Raw genomic sequence first — 12,968 nt, 5'->3', positions numbered from 1 at the left:
ATCTAAACCTGTTATTATGCACCTGTTCAATAAAAAAGATGCAAGATAATTTAAGTATAGTTGTTAACTTTATTCTATATAGCTCAAAACGATTTCGATGATCAATAATATCGACTTTAATCTCACACAATCGTTTCAAACTTTGACGTATAATTCCACAAATTATCATATAAAAAAAGGATTCTACGGATGAGCGCTCGTCACTCACGTCTAATTATTTTAGGTTCTGGTCCTGCAGGTTATAGCGCTGCGGTATACGCTGCCCGTGCGAACCTGAAACCGACACTCATCGCAGGTATTCAATTAGGCGGTCAATTGACTACAACGACAGAAGTAGACAACTGGCCAGGTGGTGCAGAAGGCTTAACTGGCCCTGCCCTAATGGAACAAATGCAATCACATGCTGAGCGTTTTGGCACAGAAATCGTGTATGACCATATCAATGAAGTTGACCTCAATGTTCGTCCGTTCGTACTTAAAGGCGATATGGAAGAGTTCACTTGTGATGCATTAATTATTTGTACAGGTGCAACTGCACAATATTTAGGTCTTGAATCTGAAGCTGCATTTATGGGTCAAGGCGTAAGCGCATGTGCAACATGTGATGGTTTCTTCTACAAAAACCAAAAAGTCATGGTTGTCGGTGGTGGTAATACTGCTGTCGAAGAAGCGCTGTATCTATCGAACATTGCATCGCATGTCACTTTAGTACACCGTCGTGACTCTTTACGTTCAGAGAAGATTCTGCAAGATCATCTTTTTGCTAAAGAAAAAGAAGGTAAAATCAGCATCATCTGGAATCACCAAGTGGATGAAGTCATTGGCGATAACACCGGTGTGACTTCTGTACGTATTAAATCTACGCAAGATGATTCAACTCAAAATGTTGATGTCACTGGTATGTTTGTGGCAATTGGTCACAAACCAAACAGCGGTATTTTTGATGGTCAATTAAACCTACGTGATGGCTACATCCAAGTTCAAAGCGGAACTGCGGGTAATGCAACACAAACATCTATTCCGGGTGTATTTGCTGCGGGTGATATTGCCGACAGCATTTACCGTCAAGCCATTACTTCTGCAGGTTCAGGCTGTATGGCTGCACTCGATGCTGAAAAATACCTTGATGCACTCGGTGAATAATCTTTTGCTTAAGTCATTTGCTTAGCTAAACATTTTTAAAAATTAGCCGACCTGATGGTCGGCTTTTTTATGTATGATAAAAATCCGTATACCTCAATAAGAAGCTTGGCATGCCGATACTCCCTCCTTCTGAATTTACTTTCCCCGATCCTGTTGAATGCGATCCCGAAGGTGAAGGCTTAATTTGCATCGGTGCTGACCTCTCCCCTTCCACACTGTTTGAAGCCTATAGTCACGGTCTTTTCCCATGGTTCAGTGAAGGTGATCCAATTTGTTGGTGGTGTCCTGAACCCCGCTGCATTATTCGACCGCATGACTATCATCCGAGTAAATCGTTATTACGCAGCATGAAAAAAATGGACTATAAGATCACCATTAATCATGCGTTTGAAACTGTGATTCGCTCATGTTCTTTGCCGCGTAGTTATGCCAATGAAACATGGATTTCAGAAGATATTATTCAGGGATATTCTGCGCTGTTTGACGCAGGCTATGCTTATAGCATTGAAGTTTGGGAAAACGAGACTGTTGTAGGTGGCCTCTATGGGGTCAATATTGGTCATGGCTGCTTTGGCGAGTCTATGTTTAGTACACGAACAGATGTCTCTAAAATGGCGTTTTACACCTTAATGCTCATCGGGCAAGAGAATCAGTTGCCATGGATTGATTGCCAATTGGTCAACGATCACCTCTTAAGCTTAGGTGCGAGTACACTTTCTCGCCAACAATACCTTAATTCGTTACAAGATGTTGTTAAACAACCCTCTATCGATTGGAAAAAGTATCAGGACAGTGTATTTTCAAGTAAAACAATAGCGCAATGGGCAAGTCTCAGCGCATGACAATAAAAGAGGGATATTACGATGAATTCCTATCAACCGAAGTCCCTGTTGAACGAATTACAGTACTACATCACGCCTCCGCATGATTGTAGCTACTTAGAAAATAAATCTGCCCGGATGGTCTTTCTTGACCCTGTCCATCGTATTGATGTGGTCACGTTATCTGAACTTTCCCGCATGGGTTTTCGTCGTAGTGGTGATTTTGTCTACCGCCCTGAATGTCATCTTTGTCGCCAATGTTTGTCCTCTCGCGTTCCTGTTCATGAATTTCAAATGAACAGCGTGCAAAAAAAAGCGTGGAAACGGAATCAAGATTTAACGGTGAAAATTAGCCGCCCTCAAGATGCCGATGCAAAGCATTATGCGCTGTACGAACGCTACATTAATGAGCGGCATGCTGATGGTGATATGTACCCACCTAGCCAAGATCAATTTGAAAAATTTTTAATTAATAGCTGCACTGACAGTTTCTTTTTAGAGTTGTGGTTAGATGAGCAACTGATCAGTGTATCTACCTGTGATCCACTTGATGATGGTATTTCAGCGGTATATACCTTTTTTGATCCTGATGAAAGCCGTCGCTCCCTAGGGACTTTTGCCATTCTGAAACAAATCGAGCACGCACAAAAGCTTGGACTGCAATATGTCTACTTGGGCTATTGGGTACCCGATTCGCAAAAAATGAATTATAAATCTCAGTATATTCCACTGGAACTTCTGCTTGATGGACAATGGCGTCGACTCAACCGACCACTGACCCAAGAAGAAATTAGCCAACTGGGGGATTCCCTGATGACCACCTTACCTTCCGGCTGGAACAATCCTATTATTAAATAAAAGGGATCAAACAAAAGATATTCAATAAAATAGCATCCGTATATTCACGAATGCTTTCTTTAAATCTGATTACGCTTCACCGCTTTTATTTAAATAAAGCTGCAAAATCATCACCACAAGTCTTCACCATAATAATGGCGTGCTCACGAGTTCCATCGGCATTTGGATAATAATTCTTTCGCAAATCGATTTGATGAAAATCCGCTTTTTCATATAAACGGATCGCTGGTTGATTACCTTCTCGCACTTCTAAGAAGATTTGAATGGGGTTATTTTTGAGTAAGGCAATAGATTCATCGAGCAATTGAAAACCTAATCCTTTGCCTTGCTGGCTCGGATCGATCGCCATTAACAATAAATTTGCTTCATCTAAAACGGGTTGTAAAATGCAAAAACCTACAACTTTTCCTTGTCGCTCAATCACCGTACTTTGATAGGCAGCAATCGATTCTTGAAATTGTTTTATGGTCCAAGGATGGCTTTGTACGCGGCGCTCGATATCGTAAACCTGCTGGACATCAGCGTCTTGCATCAAACGAATCATCTTCGTTTATCTTTCTATAGCTAGGGTATGCGCATTATAAAAAGTTTGTCTATAAAGTTGAATAAAAAAAAGAGCGATTTACATCGCCCTTCTGAAAAAGTCACCACAGCGCTGTGATTAGAGACCCAAATATGCTTTCCACGTTTTTAACAAACCAGAAGTATCTAAATCATTCGGGTGAAAACCTGGTTTAAAATACATCAGCATTTCTTTACCCATACCAGTGATGATGCCTTTTGAAGGGCTATAACCATAGGTATAAATATCTTTTAATGCTTCAAAATTAAGCTTGTTATCTTCTTTTAATAAACGAGCGACAAAATAACTTTGTACGAAGAATAAAGTCACCATTGCGCCAATCAATGAACCTGTACGGAGTGCGTAGGCCTTTATTCCCTGACCAAAGACACCTTCAAATACATCATAAGCTACGGCTTTATGCTCATTTTCTTCAATCGCATGCCATAACCACATATTTTTCATGGTTTCATCAGTCATTAAGGCTTGAATATGTGGGTTTACCAATAACTGTGAAGCAATCGTTGCAGTGAAATGCTCAAGTGCCGTAGTTGCAGTAAGATCCACCATTTCTTGAGTAATACCAACAGATTTACCAATACGTGCAAAGACTTTACGTACACCTTGGATAACACGACCCGTTGCCTTATCAAGTGTTTCGACATCATGACCGTATTTTTGTGCAGAAGCATTAAAACCCTCATGCTCTTGCGTATGCATTGCTTCTTGACCAATGAAAGCACTAATTTCTTTTTGTAGGGCTTCATTATTTGCGATCGATGGGTGTTTACGTACGGCACGCACACTATCAATAAAGAACATTTCACCCGCGGGAAATAAAGCAGACAATGCGGTCATAAAATGTGTCAAACCTGCTGAGCCATTCATCCAGTACTCTGGTACCGCATCAAAATCAAAATTCATGCGACGTACAGGGAAACTTGCACCTGCTCGATTAGTAATCTTTACTTTAGCGTTCATGCCTAACTCCTTTTTGAGTTATGAAATACTCAAACTTTTATTGGTTTTCTTGAGTTCATATTACGGTTTTATTGACGCGTAATTATTTCAGTTAAGGACAGTGAATTATCACTAAAGGACAGCTTTCAAAAATATTGTCAGACAATTTCCCTATCACATTGAATAAGCATAAAAAAAAGCGCCTCAAAGAGGCGCTTTTTTACACACATTTAGTGATTATGCAGTTACTTTAGAAACTACACCCGCACCAACTGTACGACCACCTTCACGGATCGCGAAGCGTAAGCCAGCGTCCATTGCGATTGGGTGGATTAATTCTACTGACATTTCTACGTTGTCACCAGGCATAACCATTTCTACGCCTTCTTTAAGCGCGATCGCACCAGTTACGTCAGTTGTACGGAAGTAGAACTGTGGACGGTAACCGTTAAGGAATGGAGTATGACGGCCACCTTCGTCTTTAGAAAGTACGTATACTTCTGCGTCGAATTTAGTATGCGGTTTGATTGTACCTGGTTTAGCAAGTACTTGACCACGTTGAACATCTTCACGTTTAGTACCACGTAGAAGAACACCACAGTTCTCGCCCGCACGACCTTCGTCAAGAAGTTTACGGAACATTTCTACGCCAGTTACAGTTGTTTTAACTGTATCTTTAATACCAACGATTTCAACTTCTTCGCCTACTTTCACGATACCAGTTTCAACACGGCCAGTTACTACTGTACCACGACCTGAAATTGAGAATACGTCTTCGATTGGCATAAGGAATGCTTGGTCGATAGCACGTTCTGGTTCTGGGATGTAAGAGTCAAGAGCTTCAACAAGAGCAACTACAGCATCTTCGCCGTATTGACCAGCTTCACCATTAAGCGCTGCAAGAGCAGAACCACGGATTACTGGAGTGTCGTCGCCTGGGAAGTCATAAGTAGAAAGAAGTTCACGAACTTCCATTTCTACTAATTCAAGAAGCTCTTCGTCGTCAACAAGGTCGCATTTGTTTAGGAATACAACGATGTAAGGTACACCTACCTGACGAGAAAGAAGGATGTGTTCACGAGTTTGTGGCATTGGACCATCAGTCGCAGCACATACAAGGATCGCACCATCCATTTGCGCAGCACCAGTAATCATGTTTTTAACATAATCGGCGTGACCTGGGCAGTCTACGTGAGCGTAGTGACGGATTGGAGAATCGTATTCTACGTGTGAAGTATTAATTGTAATACCACGTGCTTTTTCTTCTGGTGCAGAGTCGATTGCAGCGTAATCTTTCGCTTCACCACCGAATTTTTTTGCACATACAGTTGCAATTGCAGCTGTTAAAGTAGTTTTACCGTGGTCGACGTGACCAATTGTACCCACGTTAACGTGTGGCTTATTACGTTCGAACTTAGCCTTAGCCATGAGATCTTCCTTTTTAAACTACTCATGCAGGGATACTGCATGAGCATTTGGTTTTTAACTATGAATTAGTTTGGGCTTATAGTAATCGAAAGATTACTCGTCGTCACCTTTTTTACCGCCAGATTGGAACTTAGCGATGATGCCTTCAGCCACGTTACGTGGTGTTTCAGCGTATTTAGCGAATTCCATAGAATAAGTTGCACGACCTTGAGACATAGAACGCATATGAGTTGCGTAACCAAACATCTCAGAAAGTGGAACTTCTGCACGGATAGCTTTAGTACCACCAGGTAAATCGTCCATACCTTGAACAAGACCACGACGACGGTTTAAGTCACCCATGATATCGCCCATGTAGTCTTCTGGAGTTTCTACTTCAACTTTCATGATAGGTTCAAGCAAGATAGGATCTGCTTTCATGAAACCGTCACGGAATGCGTAAGAACCAGCCATTTTGAACGATAATTCGTCAGAGTCGACGTCATGGTAAGAACCATCGAACAATGTCGCTTTGATGCCAACAACTGGATAACCAGCTAGGACACCATTCTTCATACGTTCTTGGATACCTTTGTCAACCGCACCGAAGAATTCTTTAGGTACTACACCACCTACAACTTCTTCAGCGAACTCGTAATCTTTGCCAGCATCTTCAGCAAGTGGTTCTAAACGTACGTATACGTGACCAAACTTACCTTTACCACCAGTTTGACGTACGAACTTACCTTCTTGTTCAACTGATTTTTTGATCGTTTCACGGTAAGCTACCATTGGTTTACCAATGTTCGCTTCAACGTTGAATTCACGCTTCATACGGTCAACAATAATGTCAAGGTGAAGCTCACCCATACCAGCAATAATTGTTTGACCAGATTCTTCGTCAGTACGTACGCGGAATGAAGGGTCTTCTTTCGCCAAACGACCTAAAGCAACAGACATTTTTTCTTGGTCAGCTTTAGTTTTAGGCTCAACCGCAAGCGCAATTACTGGCTCTGGGAATTCCATACGCTCTAGTGTAATTACATTGTTTTCATCACATAATGTATCACCAGTCGTAGTATCTTTAAGACCTACACATGCTGCGATATCACCCGCACGAATTTCTTCAATATCGTGACGGTCATTTGCGTGCATCTGTACGATACGGCCAACACGTTCGCGCTTCATTTTAACTGGGTTATAGCAAGGGCTACCTGCTTTAAGCACACCAGAGTAAACACGTACGAATGTTAAGTTACCTACAAATTTGTCGTTCATGATTTTGAACGCAAGCGCAGAGAACGGAGCATCGTCAGACGCTTCACGAGAACCTTCAGTTTCGTCTTTGTCGTCAAGGATACCTTTAATCGCCTCGACATCAGTCGGCGCAGGTAAGAATTCAATTACAGCATCCAACATACGTTGAACACCTTTGTTTTTGAACGCTGAACCACATAGCATTGGTTGAATTTCATTCAACAATGTACGTGCACGTAAACCTGAAACGATTTCTTCTTTAGTTAACTCACCTTCTTCAAGGTACTTGTCCATGAGTTCTTCTGATGCTTCCGCAGCAGCTTCAACCATGTTAGTACGCCATTCGTTAGCTAGTTCAACTAATTCAGCAGGGATTTCGCCATATTCAAACTTCATACCTTGAGACGCTTCGTCCCAGATAATCGCTTTCATTTCGATTAGGTCAACAACACCCTGGAAGTTTTCTTCTGCACCGATTGGAACAACGATTGGCACTGGATTACCACCAAGACGTGTTTTAACTTGTTCAACAGCACGGAAGAAGTTCGCACCAGTACGGTCCATTTTGTTCACGAATGCAATACGTGGAACTTTATATTTATTTGCTTGACGCCATACAGTTTCAGACTGAGGTTGTACACCACCTACAGCACAGTAAACCATGCATGCACCGTCAAGAACACGCATAGAACGTTCAACTTCAATAGTGAAGTCTACGTGTCCTGGGGTATCAATTACGTTAATACGGTGCTGTTCGAATTGGTTACCCATCCCTTTCCAGAAGCATGTTACTGCCGCTGAGGTAATAGTAATACCACGTTCTTGCTCTTGTTCCATCCAGTCTGTAGTTGCAGAACCTTCGTGAGTTTCACCAAGTTTGTGACTCTCACCTGTGTAGAACAAAATACGTTCTGAAGTGGTAGTTTTACCAGCATCAATGTGCGCAGAGATACCAATGTTACGATAACGAGAAATTGGGGTTTGACGAGCCATGATTTCTAGCATTCCTAAATTTTGTTGTTTAAAACAGGACGCTTTAAGCTGCATAGCAACTTAAAGCGATTCGATGACAAAACAGTGACAACTGATTTGTCACCCTCCTGAATAGGGGCTGTTTTATCCGCTTAGAAACGGTAATGAGAGAAGGCTTTGTTGGCTTCAGCCATACGATGCACATCTTCACGTTTTTTGATCGCTGCGCCTTTACCTTCAGCTGCATCAAGCAACTCACCAGCAAGACGTAAAGCCATAGTTTTTTCAGAACGCTTAGCAGCAGCATCTACTAACCAACGCATAGCCAAGGCAGTACGACGGGATGGGCGTACTTCCATAGGCACTTGGTATGTAGCACCACCAACACGGCGTGCTTTTACTTCGACCATAGGACGAACTTTTTCAAGAGTAGTCTCGAAAAATTCAACTGGGTCTACTTTAGATTTTTCTTGAACGCGGTCTAAAGCACCGTAAACGATACTTTCAGCAATAGATTTTTTACCATCTTGCATTACGTGGTTCATGAATTTAGCGATTGTTTGGCTGCTGAACTTAGGATCCGGAAGGATTTCACGGGCAGCAACTACGCGACGTCTTGGCATTTTAATACACCTAATAAATATGACACTTCAGGTTACTCCAGCAGGTGCACAAAGTGTCATGTGCTTTCGCTGGCCTTACTATACGTCGCTTGGAATTTTCACAAAAAATGCAGAAATCAGACAAGCGAGACGATAAAGGATTGCAGTTCTAACGAACTAAGAAGTTAATCTTTTCAGATTATTTCTTAGGACGTTTAGCACCGTATTTAGAACGAGACTGGTTACGATCTTTAACACCAGCACAGTCTAAAGAACCACGAACGGTATGGTAACGTACACCCGGTAAATCTTTAACACGACCACCACGGATAAGAACAACACTGTGCTCTTGTAGGTTATGGCCTTCACCACCGATGTAGCTAGAAACTTCGAAACCTGAAGTTAAGCGAACACGGCAAACTTTACGCATTGCTGAGTTAGGTTTTTTAGGTGTAGTTGTGTAAACACGTGTACAAACACCACGACGTTGTGGACAAGCCTTCAACGCAGGAACTTTAGATTTTTCAACTAAAGTTGTACGACCCTTACGGATCAACTGATTTGTTGTTGCCATTTGGCAATTCTCCCGTTAATAAAAAGCCCCAAAAAATACTACTTTTTGAGGGCATGCAATTGTAAGCGAAGACTTAAAATTGGTCAACAATATACGATCATCGAAAACATTTATTCATCGTGATTTGCGCAATTTTTCACCCACAAATAAATAGTTTATTTTTCAGAAGAATCTGCTGATTTTTTTGTAACTTTATCTACGGCTGCTGTTTTGGCTTTACGCGGCTTAGTTTTGGGTGCAGCTTTTTCCACTGGGACATCCTCCTGCTGTACAGATTCCAACACATCAAACTCATCTTTTTCAGCTAAAGCAGGTTTTTGCGCAGCCCCGGGTGCATGAGGCTCAACAACTTTCTCCGCAAGTGCCTCCAAACCTTCTGAGACTTTTTGTTCCTGCTCTACTTCCACTTCGGCTGCATCAGAGTTTTTAACTTGTGCTTTTTTGATGACTTTTACTGCGCGGATACTCTCATGACCTGCAACATCTATGGTCTGATCTAGTACCGGCTCAGCCAAATCAATATCTTTCGCCTTAATACCTTCTAGTAATTTAGGTGTTGCTTGAGCAAGCAACTCAAGAGAACGCTCATAGGCATGTAAAGGTGACAAGCTAATATCCTGATGCTGCAAAATATATTGGCGCGCATTAGAAAAGACTTGCTGTGCCTTCTGATTCACTTCATCCACTAAACGGCGACTATACACTACACTTACACCAACACTCGCCACAGGAGATAACCGTGATAGCTGATTTAACAATGAAACTTTTGGCATTTGATTGAGCCATGCCCACTTAAACTGACCATTTTCATCTAGTACATATTTTTTCAATGCTGCTGCATCGGTGTCTGAACCCACCAATTGCTGCAACTGATGTAAATCACTATTTTGTAGCGTACTACTCAGAGCTTTTATTGCCATAAGCAAAGTTTGTTTTTCTGCAATTAAACTCAGGTCGACCTGTTTAAAAATAAACTGAACGATATCTTGATCACTTTCTTTACTTAAGTCGAAACCATAAGAACGTCCAACTTGATAAATCACTCGTAAAGTCATAATCAGTGAAGCAGGGATATCAATACTTGAACCGATAACACCTGTCGCACCTGTTAAAGCCCCTTGAATTGAAGCAATCCATTTATTTTGCTCGCCTAAGGCCTGACTAATGCGGCGTGAACGATCGACATCTTGTGTCAACTCTTCTAAATCACGTACGCCAGCTTCATCAAGCACTGCATCTACAGATGAAATATCCGAACTAAAATGATTCAATCGATCAAAAAGATAGTCAGAAATCTTGTCGCTAAATTGAGGGGCAACAAAATTGGCTACATTATTTACGGTATTAAAATGTCGACCGAATAATTGTCTAGAAACATTCGGAACGTGTTCACGCAGGATTTGCTGTGGATTATCATATTTTTTCACATCAAATACGCTCGTCTGACGTGACTGACCTTCCAAGGTTTGACCATTTTTTTGTGGTTGAATGACCTTAGTTACAGATTCGGGTGCAACATGATTGATAATAGACACCCCTGTAGAACTGAGCTTTTTAGCCACTCCAAAGGCGTTTGAGAGCAGACCAGCCGTTGGTTTATTATTCATTTTCGCCATTCCCTACCCCATTCAGACTATTCTTGAAATTCTTGATAAATACTAGGTGTAGTCAAACTTTATCACAACTTGAATATGTATCTTTAAGTTAAGTTTTTTGCTGCATCGTTGCAAATTAGCTCAGTCAAAAATAGGCATAGGATTTGCCATAAGAATTCAAAAAGCTTTCTGCTATCATTATTCCAATCAAATTATATGAGTTCGTCTATTTAGAAAGTTTCCTTCGTATACTTTCAATAGCTTGCTCACACACTACCTATAAAGGATCTGTAGATGAAACGTGTTGTAATCACTGGTATGGGCATCAACTCATGCATTGGTAATACATTAGAAGATGTCACTCATTCTTTGCAAAACGGGATTTCTGGAACACGTTTCAACCCAAGTTATGCTGAACTTAATTTCAAAAGTCATGTCAGTGCGGCTGCAGAACAAAACTTTGACGGTATTGACCGCCGCTTAAAACGCTTTATGGGCGTATGCGCAATGTATGCATACAACTCAGCTTTGGCTGCAGTAGAAAATGCAGGCTTAACAGCAGAACAAATTGGTGGTAATCCACGTTACGGTATTACTGGTGGTTCAGGTGGTGGTTCAACTGCATCTGTTGTTGAAATGAAAGAACTTCTAGACACTAAAGGTGCACGTAAAGTTGGTCCATTCTTTGTACCACGTAACATGACCAACACCATTACCGCAAACGTGGGTGTTGCATTTAAAATGCAAGGTATTGCACACACGATTACTAGCGCATGTGCAACATCTGCCGATGCCATTGGTTATGCATACAACCTGATTCAATTGGGCAAACAAGACTTAATGCTTGCCGGTGGTGGTGAAGAAGACCATTGGTCACAAAGTCTTTTATTTGATGCAATGGGCGCACTTTGTTCAAAATATAATGACACACCAGCGACTGCTTCACGCCCTTACTCTGCTGACCGTGACGGTTTCGTGATCGCAGGTGGTGGTGGCTTCGTTGTACTAGAATCTCTTGAACATGCTCAAGCACGTGGCGCAAACATTTTGGCTGAAGTTGTCGGCTATGCAGCAAACTCTGATGGTGCTGACATGGTTGCACCATCAGGCGAAGGTGCGACGCGTTGTATCCTTATGGCTTTAGAAGAAGCTAAACAACACGGCGTAGACAAAATTGACTATGTAAATACACACGGTACGTCTACTCCAGCAGGTGATGTCACTGAACTTAAAGCGATGGAGCGTGCTTTCGGTGAAGGGCAAGTTCCTCCGCTCAGCTCGACCAAATCGATGACCGGTCACAGTCTGGGTGCTGCAGGTGTACAAGAAGCGATTTACTCTATTCTGATGATGCAAAATGACTTTATTGCACCAAACATCAACGTGACTGAACTTGACGAAGGTGCAAAACCTTTTGATATCGTACTTGAAAAACGTGATGCAAAATTGAATACTGTGATGAGTAACAGTTTTGGTTTTGGCGGTGTAAACGCTTGCCTCGTTTTCAAAAAATGGGAAGCTTAATATAAAGTTTGCTGCTTTGGCGCTTCGGTGCCAAAGCACACACCCACCGCCCTTTTAAGGGTCAATATATGGATGCTCCATCAGATGCTTTCCTCTGGGTCAAAGCATTACATATCATCGCAGTTGTTTGCTGGTTCGCAGCGCTATTTTATCTCCCTCGCCTTTATGTCTACCATGCCATGAGTGATGATGCTACGAGTCATCAGCGCTTTCAAATCATGGAACGCAAGCTATATCGCGGCATTATGTGGCCCGCAATGATTGCTACACTGATCACGGCGCACTTCCTCGTCGATTGGGGTGATGCAACTCGACACTACCATGAAGCGCTTTGGTTCTACCTAAAAGTTGGATTAGTTGGACTATTGGTGATTTATCATTTTGTATGTGGTTATTACCGTAAAAAGCTTATCGAAAATGCACATTATAAATCGCATAAGTTCTGGCGTTTTTTTAATGAAATGCCAACTTTGATTTTATTTGCAGTGATCATTTTAGTGGTCGTGAAGCCAAGCTTCTAAACGACTGTAAAAAAGCCCCTACTCATTGGGGCTTTTTTATTTCTATAGGACTTACGCACTATCATTTATAGATTCTCTGTGGTAGCAGATGATTTTTATCGAGAATAAAGTCATCAATGAAGTTTTTGATAATTGGTCTAAATAATTTCTTCTGCCAACGATATATATTTTC

12 protein-coding genes and 1 pseudogene are annotated in these 12,968 nt (G+C 41.6%); 5 read left to right on the top strand and 8 right to left on the bottom strand.

What is annotated here, in order from left to right:
• Positions 1-189: 189 nt before the first annotated feature.
• The 3 genes from trxB (at position 190) to FTT98_RS09580 (ending at position 2,822) form a co-directional block, all read left to right on the top strand.
• Positions 190-1,143 carry a thioredoxin-disulfide reductase gene (gene trxB, locus FTT98_RS09590; protein ID WP_168379086.1) on the top strand — a complete coding sequence of 318 codons (954 nt, stop codon included), beginning with the start codon at positions 190-192 and terminating at the stop codon, positions 1,141-1,143.
• 110 nt (positions 1,144-1,253) lie between these two features.
• Complete coding sequence (gene aat / locus FTT98_RS09585; protein WP_180041054.1) at positions 1,254-1,985, top strand: leucyl/phenylalanyl-tRNA--protein transferase; 732 nt, start codon at positions 1,254-1,256, stop codon at positions 1,983-1,985.
• Between the two features lie 21 nt (positions 1,986-2,006).
• Entirely contained in the window at positions 2,007-2,822 is an 816-nt protein-coding gene (locus FTT98_RS09580; protein ID WP_078190044.1) for an arginyltransferase, read from the top strand.
• A gap of 85 nt (positions 2,823-2,907) precedes the next feature.
• Here FTT98_RS09580 and rimI read toward each other — a convergent pair whose 3' ends face one another.
• From rimI to FTT98_RS09545, 7 genes are all read right to left on the bottom strand, one after another.
• On the bottom strand, positions 2,908-3,366 hold the full coding sequence (gene rimI, locus FTT98_RS09575; protein ID WP_111885277.1) for a ribosomal protein S18-alanine N-acetyltransferase: 459 nt from the start codon (positions 3,364-3,366) through the stop codon (positions 2,908-2,910).
• A 117-nt stretch (positions 3,367-3,483) separates the two neighbouring features.
• Positions 3,484-4,365, bottom strand: coding sequence for a metal-dependent hydrolase (locus tag FTT98_RS09570; RefSeq protein ID WP_180041056.1), 882 nt, complete (start codon positions 4,363-4,365; stop codon positions 3,484-3,486).
• 216 nt (positions 4,366-4,581) lie between these two features.
• Entirely contained in the window at positions 4,582-5,772 is a 1,191-nt protein-coding gene (gene tuf, locus FTT98_RS09565) for an elongation factor Tu (RefSeq protein ID WP_180002848.1), read from the bottom strand.
• A 93-nt stretch (positions 5,773-5,865) separates the two neighbouring features.
• Complete coding sequence (gene fusA / locus FTT98_RS09560; protein WP_180004228.1) at positions 5,866-8,001, bottom strand: elongation factor G; 2,136 nt, start codon at positions 7,999-8,001, stop codon at positions 5,866-5,868.
• A gap of 131 nt (positions 8,002-8,132) precedes the next feature.
• Positions 8,133-8,603 (bottom strand): 30S ribosomal protein S7, encoded by a 471-nt coding sequence (gene rpsG, locus FTT98_RS09555; RefSeq protein WP_005011815.1) that lies wholly within the window; start codon positions 8,601-8,603, stop codon positions 8,133-8,135.
• A gap of 178 nt (positions 8,604-8,781) precedes the next feature.
• Entirely contained in the window at positions 8,782-9,156 is a 375-nt protein-coding gene (gene rpsL, locus FTT98_RS09550; protein ID WP_000246374.1) for a 30S ribosomal protein S12, read from the bottom strand.
• A 155-nt stretch (positions 9,157-9,311) separates the two neighbouring features.
• Positions 9,312-10,772 carry an EcsC family protein gene (locus tag FTT98_RS09545; protein WP_180041058.1) on the bottom strand — a complete coding sequence of 487 codons (1,461 nt, stop codon included), beginning with the start codon at positions 10,770-10,772 and terminating at the stop codon, positions 9,312-9,314.
• A gap of 273 nt (positions 10,773-11,045) precedes the next feature.
• On the opposite strand from FTT98_RS09545, the gene FTT98_RS09540 reads away from it, so the two are divergent.
• Both FTT98_RS09540 and hemJ read left to right on the top strand, forming a co-directional pair.
• Positions 11,046-12,275 (top strand): beta-ketoacyl synthase N-terminal-like domain-containing protein, encoded by a 1,230-nt coding sequence (locus FTT98_RS09540; protein WP_180041060.1) that lies wholly within the window; start codon positions 11,046-11,048, stop codon positions 12,273-12,275.
• Between the two features lie 68 nt (positions 12,276-12,343).
• Entirely contained in the window at positions 12,344-12,796 is a 453-nt protein-coding gene (hemJ, locus tag FTT98_RS09535; protein ID WP_180041062.1) for a protoporphyrinogen oxidase HemJ, read from the top strand.
• A 61-nt stretch (positions 12,797-12,857) separates the two neighbouring features.
• On the opposite strand, the pseudogene FTT98_RS09530 reads toward hemJ, so the two are convergent.
• A pseudogene (locus FTT98_RS09530) lies at positions 12,858-12,968 on the bottom strand (IS701 family transposase); the annotation flags it as partial.

The sequence above is a fragment of the Acinetobacter sp. YH12039 genome (genome assembly GCF_013420015.1).
GTDB lineage: Bacteria > Pseudomonadota > Gammaproteobacteria > Pseudomonadales > Moraxellaceae > Acinetobacter > Acinetobacter amyesii.
This window is presented reverse-complemented; position numbering and strand designations above follow the sequence as displayed.